The 17,446-nt window shown below is 40.1% G+C and carries 19 protein-coding genes; 5 read left to right on the top strand and 14 right to left on the bottom strand.

The window, feature by feature from the left end:
- Positions 1-12: 12 nt before the first annotated feature.
- Both ACH6CZ_RS01750 and rpmG read right to left on the bottom strand, forming a co-directional pair.
- Positions 13-579: a 5-formyltetrahydrofolate cyclo-ligase gene (locus ACH6CZ_RS01750; RefSeq protein ID WP_374095713.1), complete on the bottom strand. Its 567-nt coding sequence runs from the start codon at positions 577-579 to the stop codon at positions 13-15.
- A gap of 65 nt (positions 580-644) precedes the next feature.
- Complete coding sequence (gene rpmG, locus ACH6CZ_RS01745) at positions 645-794, bottom strand: 50S ribosomal protein L33 (protein ID WP_039809691.1); 150 nt, start codon at positions 792-794, stop codon at positions 645-647.
- Positions 795-962: 168 nt separating this feature from the next.
- Between rpmG and ACH6CZ_RS01740 the strand changes: the two genes are divergently transcribed.
- On the top strand, positions 963-1,307 hold the full coding sequence (locus ACH6CZ_RS01740; protein WP_374095712.1) for a hypothetical protein: 345 nt from the start codon (positions 963-965) through the stop codon (positions 1,305-1,307).
- 12 nt (positions 1,308-1,319) lie between these two features.
- Positions 1,320-1,754 carry a hypothetical protein gene (locus ACH6CZ_RS01735; protein ID WP_374095711.1) on the top strand — a complete coding sequence of 145 codons (435 nt, stop codon included), beginning with the start codon at positions 1,320-1,322 and terminating at the stop codon, positions 1,752-1,754.
- 48 nt (positions 1,755-1,802) lie between these two features.
- On the opposite strand, the gene phoU is transcribed toward ACH6CZ_RS01735, so the two are convergent.
- The 9 genes from phoU to ACH6CZ_RS01690 form a co-directional block, all read right to left on the bottom strand.
- On the bottom strand, positions 1,803-2,462 hold the full coding sequence (phoU, locus tag ACH6CZ_RS01730) for a phosphate signaling complex protein PhoU (RefSeq protein WP_374095710.1): 660 nt from the start codon (positions 2,460-2,462) through the stop codon (positions 1,803-1,805).
- A 12-nt stretch (positions 2,463-2,474) separates the two neighbouring features.
- Positions 2,475-3,290: a phosphate ABC transporter ATP-binding protein PstB gene (gene pstB, locus ACH6CZ_RS01725; RefSeq protein WP_374095709.1), complete on the bottom strand. Its 816-nt coding sequence runs from the start codon at positions 3,288-3,290 to the stop codon at positions 2,475-2,477.
- Between the two features lie 27 nt (positions 3,291-3,317).
- Positions 3,318-4,196, bottom strand: coding sequence for a phosphate ABC transporter permease PstA (pstA, locus tag ACH6CZ_RS01720; protein WP_374095708.1), 879 nt, complete (start codon positions 4,194-4,196; stop codon positions 3,318-3,320).
- 1 nt (position 4,197) lies between these two features.
- Complete coding sequence (gene pstC / locus ACH6CZ_RS01715) at positions 4,198-5,139, bottom strand: phosphate ABC transporter permease subunit PstC (protein ID WP_374095707.1); 942 nt, start codon at positions 5,137-5,139, stop codon at positions 4,198-4,200.
- A gap of 77 nt (positions 5,140-5,216) precedes the next feature.
- Positions 5,217-6,179, bottom strand: a complete 963-nt coding sequence (locus ACH6CZ_RS01710) for a PstS family phosphate ABC transporter substrate-binding protein (protein ID WP_374095706.1) — start codon at positions 6,177-6,179, stop codon at positions 5,217-5,219.
- A gap of 151 nt (positions 6,180-6,330) precedes the next feature.
- A complete protein-coding gene (locus ACH6CZ_RS01705; RefSeq protein WP_374095705.1) occupies positions 6,331-8,514 on the bottom strand; it encodes a penicillin-binding transpeptidase domain-containing protein in 2,184 nt (727 codons plus the stop codon).
- A 372-nt stretch (positions 8,515-8,886) separates the two neighbouring features.
- On the bottom strand, positions 8,887-9,495 hold the full coding sequence (locus ACH6CZ_RS01700) for a superoxide dismutase (RefSeq protein ID WP_374095704.1): 609 nt from the start codon (positions 9,493-9,495) through the stop codon (positions 8,887-8,889).
- Positions 9,496-9,627: 132 nt separating this feature from the next.
- Entirely contained in the window at positions 9,628-10,107 is a 480-nt protein-coding gene (locus ACH6CZ_RS01695) for a DUF456 domain-containing protein (protein ID WP_374096492.1), read from the bottom strand.
- 81 nt (positions 10,108-10,188) lie between these two features.
- Complete coding sequence (locus ACH6CZ_RS01690; RefSeq protein ID WP_374095703.1) at positions 10,189-11,820, bottom strand: Na/Pi cotransporter family protein; 1,632 nt, start codon at positions 11,818-11,820, stop codon at positions 10,189-10,191.
- 246 nt (positions 11,821-12,066) lie between these two features.
- Here ACH6CZ_RS01690 and ACH6CZ_RS01685 point away from each other — a divergent pair, with 246 nt between their 5' ends.
- Positions 12,067-12,843, top strand: coding sequence for a DUF1189 domain-containing protein (locus ACH6CZ_RS01685; RefSeq protein WP_374095702.1), 777 nt, complete (start codon positions 12,067-12,069; stop codon positions 12,841-12,843).
- 51 nt (positions 12,844-12,894) lie between these two features.
- On the opposite strand, the gene ACH6CZ_RS01680 is transcribed toward ACH6CZ_RS01685, so the two are convergent.
- A complete protein-coding gene (locus ACH6CZ_RS01680) occupies positions 12,895-14,613 on the bottom strand; it encodes a methyl-accepting chemotaxis protein (RefSeq protein WP_374095701.1) in 1,719 nt (572 codons plus the stop codon).
- 205 nt (positions 14,614-14,818) lie between these two features.
- Between ACH6CZ_RS01680 and ispG the strand changes: the two genes are divergently transcribed.
- A complete protein-coding gene (ispG, locus tag ACH6CZ_RS01675) occupies positions 14,819-15,928 on the top strand; it encodes a flavodoxin-dependent (E)-4-hydroxy-3-methylbut-2-enyl-diphosphate synthase (RefSeq protein ID WP_374095700.1) in 1,110 nt (369 codons plus the stop codon).
- 35 nt (positions 15,929-15,963) lie between these two features.
- Here ispG and ACH6CZ_RS01670 read toward each other — a convergent pair whose 3' ends face one another.
- Positions 15,964-16,308: a hypothetical protein gene (locus tag ACH6CZ_RS01670; protein WP_374095699.1), complete on the bottom strand. Its 345-nt coding sequence runs from the start codon at positions 16,306-16,308 to the stop codon at positions 15,964-15,966.
- A 118-nt stretch (positions 16,309-16,426) separates the two neighbouring features.
- Between ACH6CZ_RS01670 and ACH6CZ_RS01665 the strand changes: the two genes are divergently transcribed.
- Positions 16,427-17,005, top strand: coding sequence for a 5' nucleotidase, NT5C type (locus ACH6CZ_RS01665; protein ID WP_374095698.1), 579 nt, complete (start codon positions 16,427-16,429; stop codon positions 17,003-17,005).
- 16 nt (positions 17,006-17,021) lie between these two features.
- On the opposite strand, the gene ACH6CZ_RS01660 is transcribed toward ACH6CZ_RS01665, so the two are convergent.
- On the bottom strand, positions 17,022-17,432 hold the full coding sequence (locus tag ACH6CZ_RS01660) for a Fur family transcriptional regulator (protein WP_374095697.1): 411 nt from the start codon (positions 17,430-17,432) through the stop codon (positions 17,022-17,024).
- Positions 17,433-17,446 lie beyond the last annotated feature (14 nt).

Genomic DNA, 17,446 nt, shown 5'->3' with positions numbered 1-17,446 from the left:
TAGTTCAGCTTTTTATATTTCATCACAATGATAAACTTTTCTTTCAGTCATGATCCGCTTAACCGGCATATCAAAGCTTTCAGCGAACTGATTAACTGTCATCTGAAAGCTGTAGGCCATGGATATACATTCACCATTGTAATCTTTGAGGAAGCGGTCATAATAGCCACCACCAAACCCAATTCTATATCCGGTCTCTGAAAAAGCAAGTCCTGGTACGACTACAAGGTCAATATCGCTTTTTTCAGCGATCGGTAAGTGTGACTTCGGCTCAAGCAGACCATAAAATGACGGCTCCGCATCATTTAGTGATTGTATGTAATGAAAATCGAGCCTTTTTGATGAAGGTTCGCATTTAGGTACACAAACCTTTTTACCTTGTTCTAAAGCTTTATTTATGAGTATAGTTGTATCGATTTCCGGGTCGCGTGAAATGGTTAAGGCAATCACTTTAGATTGCTTCCATTCCGGTGATAACATCACTAACTCATGTATGTAATTAGTATATAATACTTTTCTGTCTTCAGGAAGATTCTTCAGCTGATCAAGCATCTGCTGTCTGATCATTTTTTTATCCAAAACCTATCCCTCCTGGATATGACAAAAAAACCGAAAATGCACAACACATTTTCGGCTCTCAATCATTATTTTGTCTCGCGGTGAAGAGTCACTTTCTTCAGGCGCGGACTGTATTTTTTAAGTTCAATACGATCTGGATTGTTACGCTTGTTCTTAGTAGTGATGTAGTTACGATCACCAGTTTCAGTGCAAGCAAGAGTAATGTTTACACGCATCTTTATCCCTCCAAACATTCAAATGCTGTTTGTTACATTCTTCGATTCATACGACTTAATTATAATATCATTGATCAGCAAAAAAATCTACTATATTTTTCGAACGAATTATAATCCATCGCACCTGAACATGATACAATTAAAACCGACAACCAGGGAGGTGAGCAAATGGAATGGATTGTGCCTGCTGCAGGCGGTCTAGGCCTCATACTTTTTATCATATCTTTCTTTCTAAAGGACCATTCTAAAGAAGCAGAAGAAGAGTTACAGGAGCTATCAATGAACCTTTATCAGGAGCTTTCACAGCTCAAAAAAAGAACAAAAGCGCTTGAAGAAGAGTTGATGATCGAACCTGCTCCCGGACAAAAGAAAGCAAAACCTAAACAGATTAATGAAATCCTTATTAATCAGGTTCTCTCGCTTCATAAACAGGGTATGAAACCTGATCAGATTTCCGCCCTTTCATCATTACATATAGATGATGTCAGACAAATATTGAATCGCAAAATATAAGGAGTGTATCGATTGAATCGCAGAACAGTCCGTTCAACAGGTATCGGCATGATGATCAGTGCGCTGTTTATTTTCGCTGCGGGATCTTTAATACATGAAGAGCCGGCTGCAGAGAGTAGTCAGGTGGCTGAAGATGAAATGGTGATTAAAACGAATGAATATCAGGCGCTGCAAAATGAAGTTACGGAATGGGAAGAAAGGGTCAATGAACTCGAATCAGGTGAGCCGCCGGCTGAAGAAATCACCCGTATGATCCTGACGATAGAATCCGGTATGACATCACCTGAAATCAGCTCTGCACTCTTTTCAAATGGTTTAATCATTGATGAGGAGGCATTTAACGACTATCTGACAAGCCAGCAGCTGACAGACCGTATACAAATTGGTGAGTACGACTTAAACTCAACAATGACGATAGAGCAAATTGCTGTACTGATTACGCAATAATCAGAGCAGCAATTTAAGTGCAAAAAAAGAAGCCCGGAGGCTTCTTTTTTATTTGTTCAGGTCGTACCTTTTTCCTTTTACCAGATAGAAAATATTCTCTGAAATATTTGTTACGTGATCCGCTGCCCGCTCTAAGTAACGGCAGACAAATGACAGTTGTGTGATCTGTGCTAACTTTTCAGGCTGTTCTGCACTTGAAGAAAGCAGGTCTTTGATGGTTTCCCCGTAAAGCTGGTCTACTCCATCATCAAGCTCTGCGATTTTCTTTGCTTTTACCAGATCCTCATCTGAATAAGCTTCAAGCACTAACTCGATCATTTCTTCTGTGATCTTATACATTTCATGAACATTTCCAATTGAACTGACAAAGCTGTCATTGCCAATACGGATTGTTGATTTTGCAATATTAACTGCAAAGTCAGCAATTCTCTCTAGGTCTGCCGCGATTTTGATTGCAACAATGATTCTTCTCAGGTCCGTTGCAACCGGCTGCTGCTTAGCAATGAGTAAGATCGCAAGGTCATTGATTTCCTCTTCAATTCTATTCGCCTTAATATCCTCATCCATGATCATAAGAGATTTTTCAATATCACGTTGCTCAAGCGCATTAAGTGAATCCCTAAGTGCAACCTGAGCAAAACGTCCAAGCTCTACAATTTTATTATTTAATACTTCTAATTCTGTATCGTACCGCTCTCTGACTGACAATGCTTTCACTCCTTATCCGAATCTGCCTGAAATGTAATCTTCTGTTCTTTCATCTGACGGGTTAGAGAAAATTTTGTTGGTTTCATCATATTCAACTACTTCACCATTAAGGAAGAACGCAGTTTTGTCTGAAATACGTGCAGCCTGCTGCATATTATGCGTCACAATGATGATGCTGTACTCTTTTTTCAGATCCTGTACGAGTTCTTCTACTTTTAGCGTTGAAATCGGGTCAAGCGCTGACGTCGGCTCATCCATTAGAATCACGTCCGGTTCAATGGCAAGACATCTTGCAATACAAATACGCTGCTGCTGACCACCTGAGAGACCGTATGCATTTTCTCCAAGACGATCTTTTACTTCATCCCAGATTGCTGCGCCGCGTAAACTTTTCTCCACGATCTGATCAAGAATTTTCTTGTTTTTAATGCCATGAATTCTTGGTCCATATGCAATGTTATCGTAGATCGACTTAGGGAATGGATTAGGCTTCTGGAACACCATACCTACTTTTGTACGCAGTTCTTCTACCTGATACTCCTTGTTAAAAATGTTTTTGTCACGATAATTAATGGCCCCTGACGTTTTGACAGAAGGAATCGTTTCTATCATTCTGTTTAACGTTTTAATAAATGTTGATTTCCCGCACCCGGATGGGCCAATAATTGCAGTTACTTCATTTTCTTTAATATCCAGATCAATGTTTTTCAATGCATGATTTGATCCGTACCATAGATTTAACTGCTCTGTTTTATAGACAGAAGACTTGTTCTTCATCACCAAATTTTTTTCAGTCGATTTCACTTCTGGCTTTACAATCGTTGTCATGTTGAAAAGCTCCCTTCATCCATTTAATTAATAACGGTTCTGATATTTATTTCTGATAAATACCGCAATCGAATTCATAATAATCAGCAGCCCCATCAGTACGATGATCCCCGCAGCTGCTACATCATGGAATTCAACCTGAGGACGTTTTGTCCAGTCAAAGATTTGCATAGGCAGTGCTGTAAATGTACTCATAATACTGTCTGGTGTGAACATAAGAATCGTTGGAATACCGATTACAACAAGCGGTGCTGTTTCCCCGATTGCACGTGATAACGCAAGAATCGATCCAGTCAGGATTCCCGGTATAGATGCTGGAAGAACAACTCTTAAAATCGTTTGCCATCTTGTAGCACCCATAGCAAATGATGCTTCTCTGAGCTCGTTTGGTACCGCTCTGATCGCTTCTTGGGACGCGACAATAATGATAGGCAAAATCAAAAGACTCATTGTGAGACCTGCTGCAAGAATTGAAATACCAAGGTCAAAAAACCTAACGAAGATTGTCAGACCTAATAGACCGAATACAACTGATGGAACACCGGCTAAGTTAGAAATATTCACTTTAATAAAATTTGTAAACTTGTTCTTCTTTGCGTATTCTTCGAGATAAATCGCTGTTCCCACACCCAAAAACATGGAAACCGGTGCGACAACAAGCATCAAATAGACAGATCCCTGAATTGCCGCTTTGATTCCTGAATTCTCAGGGATCCGTGATGCAAAGCTGGTAAAGAAATCAAAACTTAAATATCCACTTCCTTGAGTCACGATACGATATAACAAAATCGCAAGAACGATCAGACCAAAACTTGTTGCAGCTGCAAAAATACCTTTTAATACTGTGTTTTTTGTCAAACGCGTTTTAGTTCTTGCTGCTACTTCTTCATGATTAACGTACTTCATATCAATATTCCTCCCTGAAACGCTTAGAGATGAACTGTGCCAGCATATTCATTGCCAGTGTAAACAGGAATAGTGTAAAACCAACTGCATAGATACTGTAATAAATAGTAGTACCATATCCTGCATCACCTGTTGTTACCTGTACGATGTAAGCTGTCATCGTCTGAATTGATCCAGTTACATCCCAGTTAAAGCCTGGTGTCGAACCGGCTGCTACTGCAACAATCATTGTTTCTCCAATCGCTCTTGAAATCGCAAGAACTGTTGAAGCAACAATACCTGAAAGTGCTGCAGGTAAAACAATCTTGATCGCAACTTCCAGCTTTGTAGCACCAAGTGCGTACGCGCCATCACGCATCGCGTTAGGTACAGAAGACATTGCATCTTCTGACAGTGAAGCAATCATCGGGATGATCATGATTCCTACAACGATCCCCGGACTGATTGCATTAAAAATCGCAATTTCAGGGAAAATCGACCTTAAAATCGGTGTAACAAATGTCAACGCGAAGAACCCGTAAACAATTGTTGGCACACCTGCTAGTACTTCAAGAATTGGTTTGATAAATCGCCTTACTCTGTCACTCGCATATTCACTCAAAAAAATGGCTGTTGCAATCCCAATCGGTACAGCGACGATTGTTGCAATTGCAGTAATCTTTAACGTTCCCACCACTAAAGGAAGAATTCCGTAAGTTGGCGTCGTGTTAGCGAATGGATACCATTCTGTTCCCGTCAAAAAGCTGAAAATATTGACTTCAGTAAAAAAAATGATTGTTTCAAAAATCAGTGTAAATATAATACCAATTGTTGTCAGTACAGAAACTGTCGCAATTAACAACAAAATTTTAGGAATTAATTTTTCAGTGAACGCCAGAAGACCCCTGTTACTTTTCTTAGCGATCAATTCCTGAACCGAAATTTGCGGCTCATTCATAGCCATGATGAAAACCTCCTCATTTATCCAAAGAACATAATGATACGGAAAGCGTGTAAAACACGCTTTCCGGCTGTGTTTACTTATTCACCTGCAAGTTCTTCAATTGTTGCCATATCTTCGTCATATACTTCCTGTGGCGCACTTACATATCCTACAGCTTCAGCTAGTTCACCTGCATTTTCAATCGCAAACTTAATGAAATCTGCTGTCGCAGGATCTTCAGCTACAGCATCATTACTTACATAAGTGAAAAGTGGTCTTGATAGCGGTGCATACTCACCAGACTCAATTGTTTCATTATTCGGCTCAACAGGACCCTCACCATTATCAATAGGAACTACTTTAATTGTGTCCTGGTTTTCAAGGTAGTAAGCATATCCAAAGTATCCAATCGCATTAGGTGATCCCATAACACCCTGAACAAGTACGTTATCATCTTCTGATAGTGTTGCTGATCTTACGATATCCTCATCTTCAAGAATTACTTCATTGAAGTAGTCAAAAGTTCCTGAGTCAATTCCCGGAGAATAAAATTCGATTGGCTCTTCAGGCCATCCTTCACGAATATCAGCCCAAGTTTTTTCTTCTCCAGTTTCAGTCCACATTTCTTTTAATTCTTCAACTGTCAGGTAGTCAACCCAGTCATTTTCCTGGTTGATAACGACTGACAGACCATCATAACCAAGTTCTACTTCTGTGTATTCAATTCCGGCCTCTTCAAGACCGGCTGCTTCTTCTTCTTTAATTGGACGGGATGCATTTGAGAATGAAGTTTCTCCTGCAATAAACTTTTCAAATCCGCCACCAGTACCAGATACGCCTGATGAAACCTGAACGCCTGGCTGTGCAGCTGCGTATTCTTCAACAATTGCTTCCATTATAGGTGCTACAGTAGATGAACCGTCACCCTGAACCTGTCCGCTCAGTTCTTCTCCTGAACCTTCAGAACTAGATCCGTTTGCTTCATCTTCTCCACCGCAAGCAGCTAAAAATACTGCTGATCCTAAGATAGTTGACATTGCTAAAAACTTTACGTTCTTCATTCTGTAATTCCCCCTGTGATATGGTTGATTTGTCCTACAGCTAATACAATACACCCCTTCTATTAATCTCATATAAATCTAATGTAAAGGTTTTGTAAACACGCAAAAAAACTGAGTATCGCGCAGGGCGATACTCAGTTTAATAGATGATTTATTGTCCTTCTTCCGCTTCTTCAGCTGTTACTTCAACCTGCTGATCCTGATCAGCTCCGCCTTCTTTCATTCTTTTTTCTCTGATATCGAAATAAACATCAAGCGCAGCTGTACCAACATTTTCATTTACATCTTCACGCAGTGCAGTACTGCCGTCATTTGGATATACCCATGGTGCCATGACCGAAAAGGCTACTTCCGGCTGATCAAATGGTGCAAAACCGACAATGGTTGAATTAGTTGTTTCTGGTGGCATTAATCCTTTTGAGCGATAAAGCTCATCATATTTAGGACCAAAATAAACAACCTCGGCCGTTCCTGTTTTACCTCCCGCTTCATAGCCGTTCCCAATAAAATCTCTGCCTGTGCCTTGAGCTCCATTAAACGAAAGATAAAAACCATCCTTCACCTGTTTTAGCTCTCCAGGTGAATTGTCCAGCTTATTTAACACACGAGGTTTCATCGCTTTAACTAATGGTCCCAGCGTTTCGTTATCAGAACTCGGCTGGCGAATTTCTTTTACTGTTGTTGGTGCAAGTCTGTTACCGCCGTTAATAATAGTAGAAACATACTGTACCATCTGCATAGGTGTGTACGTATCAAACTGTCCGATTGATAAATCCAATAACTTACCTGGTATTAAATCAAGCGGGTTGTTTGTCTGATATCCTACACTTTCGCCCGGTAAGTCTATACCAGTCTCAACTCCAAGACCAAACTGACCATAGTAATTTCTCATTTTAGTAAATGCGTTCGGACCAATATCAATTGGTTGGTCAGGGACATATGTTGCACCTGCCATTGCAATTGCAATCTTAAACATATAACCGTTAGATGAACGCTCTAATGCGTACAGATCACTTATAGGATTGGGTAAAGTTCCATACCACGATGACTTAGGTTCAGTCCCCGGAAATCTGATTGTTTCATCTCTCAAGTATGCTCCAGGGGATATCACACCATCCTGATAACCCGAAAGCACAGTAGCTCCTTTAATAGAAGACCCGGCTTCATAAGCACTCGTAAACGTACCAATGTTATAATCCTGAATTTCCGGACCGTCTTCAGTTTCTATATATTGCTTCCCTGCCATTGCAAGGAGTTCTCCTGTATTTGGATCCATCATGACAAGGAACAGCCTGTCCATGAGATTGCGTCCATAATCCTGCTTCAGGCGTCTTAACTCATCTTCTACCACTTTCTCAAGTGCCTGCTGCAGTTCTATATCTATAGAGAGAACAAGATCTTTCCCACGCTCTCCCTGTTGAATTAGTTGAGAGTCTATTACGTTACCAGCTTTATCTGTGATTGTTCGCACCTTTGATTTCTGCCCCTGCAGTACGTCTTCATACTGAAGCTCGAGATAACTTGTACCGACTCTGTCGTTTCTCGCATAGTCACGTGCTAGATAATACTCGATTTTGTCCTCCGGAATAGACCTTACGCTTCCTAAGACAGATCTTAATGTGTCTCCATACGGATATTCTCTTTCCCAGTCAACAGTTGTATTAACACCGGGAAGTGACCCTAATTGTTCACTGACTGTCGCAAATTCTTCATCCGTGACATTTTCATTTTTAATAATCTGTGGTGACAGGTTATATCCTGTCTGCATCTGACGGAAAACAGCCAGTATTTGCATTTCCTGATCTGTGATTTCATTTAACTCATTTTCTGTAATTCTGTCACGAATAAGCTTGTCATAGTCACTTTGTGATAATTCTCCCTCATCATAAAGCGCTCGTTCTTCATCAGTGATTTTTGCATCCGCACGTTTTTTATTCTCCCGGATCCAGTAATCCTGTATATCCCGCTCCGTTACTTTATCCGGTTCAAGTTCGATCATGTCTGCAAGTTTCGTCGCAACATCCATCATTTCTTCCTGTGAAGTCTGCTGTGTTTTTGTATAGGTAATTGCATTTACCGGCCGATTATCTACAATGACTTTCCCATTCCGGTCAAATATTTTCCCACGAGGCACGCTGGCATTCACGACAACCTCTTCAGTCCGCTCAAGCTGCCTTGTAAAATCTTCACCATTAACAATTTGCAGCACTCCAAGCCTTAAAATAAGTGCTGAAAATAATAAAAACACTGCAAAGAATAAGATGTTCATTCTTGCAGCAAGAAAGTTCTTTTTCATTTTTTTCGTTTTTTTCGTACGGGACTGATTCTTTTTCAATAAGAGTCTCCCTTTCTTTTATGTATTCACATCATAATTTTAAAGGAATCTATCAAATATTACTAGAGGATCACGTGTTATTTCATTAAAAGGTCAAATACTCATACGACTCCGACATTTTGCTCATCGTTTAATTACAAAGGCTAAATTAAAGTTGCTGGTGATTGTAGCTCGAGGGGGACGCTTTCCGCAGGATCGGCGGTGAGCCTCCTCAGCTTCGCTTGCGGGGTCTCACCTGTCCGATTTCTCCTGCTGGAGTCGCCCTCTTCCTCTACAATCACTAGCTGTGCTAAAACTACATTTGTCTTTACAATAGCGGTCATAAAAAAAAGACTGACGAAGTGATAAACCTCGTCAGTCTTTAAAAGTTAATTATTTTGCTGAAGTATAAAGCTTTTCAACTGCATTCCAGTCAACAACGCTCCAGAAAGCATTGATGTAGTCAGGACGCTTGTTCTGATACTTCAGGTAGTATGCATGCTCCCAAACATCCAGTCCAAGAACCGGTGTTTTACCATCAGTCAGTGGTGAATCCTGGTTTGGTGTGCTTGTGATTTCAAGCTCTCCGTTGTTTACAACAAGCCATGCCCAGCCTGAACCGAAACGGCCAGCACCAGCAGCTGCGAACTCTTCTTTGAACTTCTCAAAGCTTCCGAACTTACTGTTGATTGCAGAAGCAAGGTCACCAGAAGGTTCGCCTCCACCATTTGGAGATAGAATCTTCCAGAAGAATGAGTGGTTTGCGTGACCGCCACCGTTGTTGCGGACTGCAGTACGGATTGATTCCGGTACGCTGTTCAGGTCAGCTACAAGCTCATCAATTGATTTTGCCTGAAGATCATCGTGACCTTCAAGTGCATCGTTTAATTTTGTTACATAAGTGTTGTGATGCTTTGTGTGGTGGATATTCATTGTTTCCTTGTCAAAATGCGGTTCTAATGCATCATAAGAGTAAGGTAGTTCTGGTAATGTGTAAGCCATAATAGAATTCCTCCTTGTATGTAGTGGATTTTTCCGCGAGATGCGGAATGAACTGTTTTCAGATTATCAGAATAGATCATTCTATTCAATTAATAAGCACTGCAAACGTTTTTTTCAGTCTTAAGTCCGAAATCATACATACAGAAAGAAAATAACAATCATGACTGCCTGGATCGTACCCTTTGTGATGACAGAGGTAATAAATCCGATCAGTGACCCAAAGCCGATTTTCAGCGCTTTCTTAAATGGTGTACGGTTTACAACCAGTTCACCGATCACCGCTCCTGCAAGTGGCCCTATCAGGATTCCGATAACCGGGATTATAAATGGCCCGACTAAAAGACCGATTGTACTCCCCCAGATTCCTGCTTTTGAACCTCCAAACCTTTTCACGCCGAATAAATTTGCTGCATAGTCCGCCCCAAACAGCAAAACAATAAACAGGATTTGAACTGTCCAGAAAAACCATGTAAAGTCACCAAAAGTAAAAAATAATCCATGTAAGATAAAGCCAAGCAGAATAAACAATACACTTGGAATAATTGGATAGATTAAACCGACAAATGCAATGGTAAAGCTTAAAATAATCAGACTCCAGAATAATAGTTCTATGATTTCCACCCCTTCAAAGCTTATGTTTTAACATGATTATAACAAAAAAAGCCGACTGATGTTGCCAGCCGGCTTCCGTGATTAATTTCTGATACCAAGAACTGCCTCAGCAATATTTACTGAGTGATCCCCGATACGTTCTAGGTTGGAAATGATGTCAACAAACACAATTCCAGCCTGTCCGCTGCAAGCTCCTTCATTTAGACGAAGAATATGCTTTTTACGGAATTTGCGTTCCATTTTGTCCAGAAGATCTTCTTTCTCAGCAACACTGCGAGCCTTATCGTGATCATTCGTATCCAGTGAATCGATTGATTGAGATACTGCTTCAATTGTCAGTGTAAACATTTCGTTCAGATCTTCCATTGCTTCATCAGTCATTTTAACTTTATTAGCCTGCTGATAGTCTACAAGCTCAATCACATTTTCAAAATGGTCACCAATACGCTCAATGTCACGTACGGTATCCATTAATACAGAATGACGTTCAGATTCCTGAGCGGAAAGTGAAGTGGATGAAAGTTTGATTAAATAATCAGTGATTTTCGAATCAAGATTATTAATCGCATCTTCAACCTGATAGCCGAGTTCTGCATTTTTCTTATTTTTAGTCTTTAAATACTCAAATGATTCTGTAAGTCCCTGTACTGCAAATTGACCCATACGCAGTACTTCTTCTTTTGCCTGTCCAAGCGCAATAGATGGGGACTGTTCAATAAAGTTTGGATCAAGATGCTTAGGTTTAAATTCCACTACAACATCGTTACCCGGCACTACCTTTGTCACTACCCATGCCAGTGCAGCAATGAATGGGAATTGAATAATTGTATTTGTTACGTTAAATGTTCCGTGAGCGAATGCAATCTGCATTTCCGGGTTCAGGTTCATAAACTGATCAATCCATACAATAAATGCCGTGAATGGAATGAGTAAGATCAGGAATAGTAAAGATCCGATTACGTTAAACATAACATGGACCATCGCAGCTCTCTTTGCAGCTACAGATGCACCAATTGACGCAAGAACCGCTGTAATTGTTGTACCTATGTTATCTCCAAATAAAACCGGAAGTGCAGCCTGAAGCGTAATCAAGTCTTCAGAATAAAGTCCCTGCAGAATACCAATTGTCGCACTTGAACTTTGTACAACGACTGTAAATACTGTACCGATTACCACACCGAGAATCGGAATTTCACTCATGCTTTGAGTCAGATCAATGAAAGCCTGAAGTTCACGAAGCGGCTTCATTCCTTCTCCCATCAGCTCGAGACCGTAGAAGAGTCCACCAAACCCAAAGACAACCATACCCAGATTATTAATCTGAGGTTTTTTTATAAAGAATAATAAAAAGGCGCCAACTGCAATAATAGGTAACGCATATGCACCAATATCAAAACCAATGATAAACGCCGTAACAGTGGTACCGATATTTGCACCCATAATGACGCCAATCGCCTGACGAAGTGTCATAAATCCGGCACTGACTAGTCCGATGACGATAACTGTCGTACCTGAACTGGACTGAATAAGAATGGTTACTACAATACCCGCAAGGACCCCCATAAACGGATTCGTAGTAAACCGGTCTAAAATTGCTCTCAGTCTGTCGCCAGCTGTTTTTTGAAGACCGTCTCCCATAAACTTTAAACCAAATAGAAAGATCCCAAGTCCCCCGATAAATGTAAAGAAGACTTCCTGCCAATTCACTTCCATGTTTTCAACCCCTGTTATACAAAATTAGTCATACTTCTTGAAAACCCTCCACAATTATTAATTCTTTACGCGATATAAGTAAAGGGGTAATTTGAAATCTTTACAATCGGTTAATAATAGCGTTGTAATGTTACAATTATGTTACAAGAATAAACGCTTACTTTTTCATTTTTCACACATTTGCTCTTTCATCATAGATAAAAGTACAATATATAAATAGATTATATAAATTCGGGGGTTTAGAGATTGAACATTTTCAAACAACTTTTTAAAAGCTTATATTCTCCTAAAGATATTGCCAGGTTCCGCTTTCAGGGAATCGGAAAAACCATTTTATTTGTTTTTTTACTTTGTTTGCTATCTATTATTCCTGCCATCATTCAGGTATCTGTGATTGGTGAAGGGCTTTTTGCAGAAGGTGAGGAATTACTGCTAAATGAGCTCCCTTCATTCGAAGTTCAAAACGGAGAACTGCAGACTGAAGGTTCATCTGCTGCAGAAGCGAGCAGCAATGGGATTACTTTTTATGTAGACGGATCGAATGAAATGACTTCTGAAGCATTATCAAATGAAGACCCTGCGGTGGCTTTTTTATCTGACCGGCTTGCTGTTGCAACAGGAGGCAGCGTTCAGGAGTATCAGTATGACACGTTTGAGGGTTTCGACATAAGCAGTGAAGGAATCGCTTCTTTACTCAGCTCGCTTGAAGGTGCTAAATTCATCATTTACTTTTTCATTCTTGCCTTTATTTTCATTCTTGTAGCAGGTTTGCTGTTCATTAAAGCAACCATATTCGGATGGGCCGGAACGAAACTTGCATCTTCTGCAGACAGAAAGCTCACTTACCGTCACAGCTTCAGAATGGCAGCTTATAGCTCTGCACTGCCTGCTGTTTTCTTTCTGATTGCAGACCTCGCAGGCTCTGTCATTCCGTTTGCTACATTACTTAACTGGTTTGTAACAGGTTTAATGCTATACCTTTCGATCAAAGAAATCCCCAAGCCTAAAAAGAAAGCTCAGTAATATAATTAAAATGGACCTTCAAAGCCTACATTGAAGGTCCATTTTGTTATTCTAAGCCACCTCAGGAGGGTGGTCTTTAAACTGTTTGTTCAGATGAGATGAAATCTGATAGAGTTCTTCAGCGATTTCTTTCACCTCAACAATCAGCAATTCCTGTTCGCGAAGTGTCAGCGACATTTCCTCAAAACCTTCGTTGGTTTCTTTTGCGATAACATGCGCTTGTTCACCTGATGATTTAACTGCCGGAAGTATTTTTTCAAATTCAATTGTCTGGTTGTAGACTGTGCTAATTTGTTGAGTGGATTGATCCATTTGATTGATCAATTCATTAAAATATCTGATTCCATTAGAAGACTCCTCAAGCTTTTTGGCAGTATCAGTCATGATATCATTGAATTTTGATTCAACCTCCTCACTGACAAGCACCATTTCTTTCATGGATTGGTCAATGACAGACAGGTGATTTGACGATTGCTCTGCAAGTGAACCTACTTCTTTTGCAACAACTGCAAAACCTTTCCCGTTCTCTCCGGCTCTAGCAGCTTCAATTGAAGCGTTCAGTGAGAGCAGTCTTGTCTGATCAGCGATTTCTTTGATCAGATGTGCAGCCTGTTTTGAGTGAATGGACTGTTCTCTTAATAACTTTATCTCTTTACTCAACTGCTGCAGCTTTTCATCCGTTACTTTCATTGAAGCATTCATCTGATACACACTCTTAATTCCTTCTTCCCTTTTATCAATCAGAAGCTGATTTGATTGATTAATATCATTTAGTATCTGAATCATGATTTCTATATCCTTCGCCATGTGTAAAGTTGTTTCCAGACTTTTTTCCGAAGAAGCTGAAGTTTCTTTAGCCTGCTTGCGTATAGAATGAGACTTTTCTTTCACAGGATCAAGCGTTTGAAACATCTCATCTGAACGTTCAATCAGTCTTCTTCCGGATTGATTCAGATTTCCACCCGCTGTCTTTAACTCTTCCATTAATGAGCCGATCGTTGTCATCATAATTTTATAACTTTTGTGTAAAGAAACAACTTCAGGAATGGTTGTATTAATCTTTAAGTCAGCGCCGGTGAAACTGCCTTCTCTGACATTTCTCATTTCTTCTCTGAGAAGATTCAAGGGTTTGCTGATTGATCTCGTCAGCAGCAATGTAAGAAGGGTTGCAATGACAATCGTCAGGATCACCACACGGATAATCGATTCTCCCAATGCGCTCTGTTCCTTCAGATAATCTGTTTCAGGTACAGCAATCACATAAATTTGACCAAGCTCCTGAACGCTGAAAAAAGACAGCAAGTATGGTTGCTGATCAATTTCTGTAAAAAGCGTCCCTTTACTCTGATCATTAATTTCTTGTATCGTATTGTCTGACAATGAGCTGGCTTCACTTGACATTAATGAAGCTGATTCAGTTTCACTGACAGAATAAATCTTTCCATTCAAACCATCCTGACCTAATGCAGCTGCCTGCTGATTGACAATTCTCTGCACCTGATCATTAAATTTATTCTCATCTGATGGATATGTAAGTTTTGCATTTTTAATTAATTCATTCGCAATTGACGCCTCTCTGGTTAGACGATCCTCCATCAGCGTTTCAGCTGAACTTTTTGCTGTCTGATATCCGGTCCACCCTATGTAGACAGTAGATATCATACATATTGAAAGTACCAGCATAATCACTCTTGAACCAAGGTTTATTTTACCTGCACTTTTTTTCAAACTGTTTACTAATGGATAATATGATCTTTTGATCCATGACATGTGTATGATCCCCCTAAGATTTATAGGTATATTGTCATAAATCAATGTAAAGGGTATACACGATCTATGTTAAGATCATGTAAAGGCTGATCTCAGAACATTTTAAGAGCGCTTTCACCGTTCATTTAGTTGTAAATGTGAATTCAAGACTGTTAGAATAAGTAGGAATAGAAATTTGAGTAAATTAAAAAGGAGCGAATGACTGGTGGGAGATATTACACATCGTTCGAATACGCGCCCTGTAAAAGTCGGGGATTTAACTATAGGTGGAAATAATGAACTTGTTATTCAGAGCATGACAACGACAAAAACGCATGATGTAGAAGCAACTGTTGCTGAAATCATGCGACTCGAAGAAGCGGGATGTCAGATTGTTCGTGTAGCATGCCCTGATGAAAGAGCAGCTGATGCGATTCCTGAGATTAAAAAGAGAATTAACATTCCATTAGTTGTAGATATTCACTTTGATTATAAGCTAGCTTTAAAAGCGATCGAAGGCGGCGCTGATAAAATCAGAATCAACCCGGGTAATATCGGGCGCCGTGAAAAAGTTGAAGCAGTTGTAAAAGCAGCAAAAGAGAAAAATATTCCAATCCGTATCGGTGTAAACGCGGGAAGCCTGGAGAGAAAGATTCTAGAGAAGTACGGTTATCCAACTGCAGACGGTATGGTCGAAAGTGCACTTCACCACATTAAAATTCTTGAAGACCTTGATTTTCACGACATTATCGTGTCAATGAAGGCCTCAGATGTAAACCTTGCGATCGAAGCATATGAAAAAGCGGCTAAAGCTTTTGATTATCCTTTACACCTTGGAATTACTGAATCAGGTACACTATTTGCAGGAACAGTAAAAAGTGCTGCAGGGCTCGGCGCTATTTTAAGTAAAGGCATTGGGAATACACTGAGAATTTCTCTAAGTGCAGACCCTGTAGAAGAAGTTAAAGTCGCAAGAGAGCTGTTAAAATCTTTTGGACTTGCATCTAATGCAGCTACACTGATTTCATGCCCTACATGCGGAAGAATTGAGATTGATCTGATTTCAATCGCGAATGAAGTTGAAGAGTATATCTCTACAATTAAAGCACCGCTCAAAGTTGCAGTACTTGGATGCGCAGTTAACGGTCCAGGTGAAGCACGTGAAGCGGATATCGGGATCGCCGGCGCAAGAGGTGAAGGTCTTCTGTTCATGAAAGGGAAAACAGTACGTAAAGTACCTGAAGAAACGATGGTTGAAGAATTAAAAATTGAAATTGACAAGCTTGCTGAAGAACATTACCGCAAGCAGGCTGAAGAAGCAGCTATCCAGCAATAAATTGAAACTCCCGGCTTTGATGAGCCGGGAGTTTTTTATAGCAGCGGATAGATCAATAACCCGAGCAGCATGGCAACCAGACCGATTGCAATACCGATCCCCCCTGCTTTTGCTTCATTCGATCTTCTCGCAAGAATACCCAATATGATCGCTGCAGCACCAAACAAAACAGGCGCAGTGAAGAATGCCAGTATACCGAGAATGATTGATGCATAAGCAAGCCAGATACCTTTATTGGTGTTTTGAATGACACCGTCTCTCTTTCGTTCAGTATCCGCATACCAGGATGGGCTGACCTGAGAGAGTTCTTTTCCTATCTCCGTATCATACTCCGTTTTAATAATTTCTTTATTTTTTTCTTCATTTTTTTCATCATTCAATCATATTCCCTCCTCCGCTTTCTTACTTTAGCTTTGGCAATGTACATAAATCTATGTATGGAAAATTGTTTTTCTGTGTTATTGTATTGATAAAGAATGTAAAAGGAGTCAATACAGTATGCGTCTAGGAATTGACATAGATGGAACAGTTACCTGCCCATCATCTCTGATCCCGCACATTAATCGTGCTTTTAACAGTCAGCTGACACTTAATGATATAAAGGAATATGACTTAACGAAGGCTTTACCGGAAATAGATCCCGGGACATTTTCGAAGTGGTTTGAATCAACAGAGGCGGAAATTTATGAGGCATCGCCTATGAATGACGAGGCGGATGCAGTTTTAAAGCAATTACAGCCTTCTCATGAACTGATTTATATCAGTGCAAGAGGGACAGAACATCATCACTTGACGAAGGAATGGTTTCATCGCCATGATATTCATTTCGATCAGATTATTTTGACCGGCTCCCATAATAAGCTGAAAGCCGTCACAGACAATCAGATCGACCTGTTTCTTGAAGATAAGCATGACAATGCTGTAGATATTCATGAGGACACAGGTATTCCTGTACTGCTTTTTGATGCTCCTTATAATAGACAGCCGCATCCTGAAGGTGTCATCAGAATTCATTCTTGGCATGAAGCAAAATTTTATATTCAGCAATTTGAAAAAAAGCTCAGTTCGCAAAGATAAGCGAACTGAGCTTTTTTTACCGGCAATCAGGACATGTTCCATAAATTTCGAATTTATGTCCTGAAATATCATAGCCGTTTAGATTTTCATTTAATGCAGACATTGGGCACGTATGGATCTGTTTCGTCTTCCCGCAGTCCAGACAGATAAAATGATGATGGTGATGACCGCTGTCACACACAAATCGAAAATGCTTTTCACCCGACAGTTCAGTTTCTTCCAGTATATTGAGTGAAACAAATGTGGAGAGGTTCCTGTAGATCGTATCAAAGCTCAGCCCTTTATGATGCTGACTCATCTCTTCAAGCACTTCTTTTGCAGTCATATAACGGTCATGTTCATCAAATAGCTCAAGCATCATCTTTCTTTTGCCAGTCTGCTTATAGCCTTCCTGCTTTAATAATTCTATTGCTTCCTGAAGATTCACATCTATCACCCCAT

Origin of the sequence: Jeotgalibacillus sp. JSM ZJ347 (assembly GCF_044383825.1) — a bacterium.
Lineage (GTDB): Bacteria > Bacillota > Bacilli > Bacillales > Jeotgalibacillaceae > Jeotgalibacillus.
Note: the sequence above shows the minus strand (reverse complement) of the source record. Positions and strands in the feature narration are given on the sequence as shown.

Coding starts and splice junctions, on each gene's coding strand:
- rpmG (WP_039809691.1), bottom strand. CDS start 794: ATGCGTGTAAACATTACTCTTGCTTGCACTGAAACTGGTGATCGTAAC.
- ACH6CZ_RS01740 (WP_374095712.1), top strand. CDS start 963: ATGGAATGGATTGTGCCTGCTGCAGGCGGTCTAGGCCTCATACTTTTT.
- pstB (WP_374095709.1), bottom strand. CDS start 3,290: ATGACAACGATTGTAAAGCCAGAAGTGAAATCGACTGAAAAAAATTTG.
- pstA (WP_374095708.1), bottom strand. CDS start 4,196: ATGAAGTACGTTAATCATGAAGAAGTAGCAGCAAGAACTAAAACGCGT.
- pstC (WP_374095707.1), bottom strand. CDS start 5,139: ATGGCTATGAATGAGCCGCAAATTTCGGTTCAGGAATTGATCGCTAAG.
- ACH6CZ_RS01710 (WP_374095706.1), bottom strand. CDS start 6,179: ATGAAGAACGTAAAGTTTTTAGCAATGTCAACTATCTTAGGATCAGCA.
- ACH6CZ_RS01700 (WP_374095704.1), bottom strand. CDS start 9,495: ATGGCTTACACATTACCAGAACTACCTTACTCTTATGATGCATTAGAA.
- ACH6CZ_RS01690 (WP_374095703.1), bottom strand. CDS start 11,820: ATGGAAGTGAATTGGCAGGAAGTCTTCTTTACATTTATCGGGGGACTT.
- ACH6CZ_RS01680 (WP_374095701.1), bottom strand. CDS start 14,613: ATGTCATGGATCAAAAGATCATATTATCCATTAGTAAACAGTTTGAAA.
- ACH6CZ_RS01665 (WP_374095698.1), top strand. CDS start 16,427: ATGCGTCTAGGAATTGACATAGATGGAACAGTTACCTGCCCATCATCT.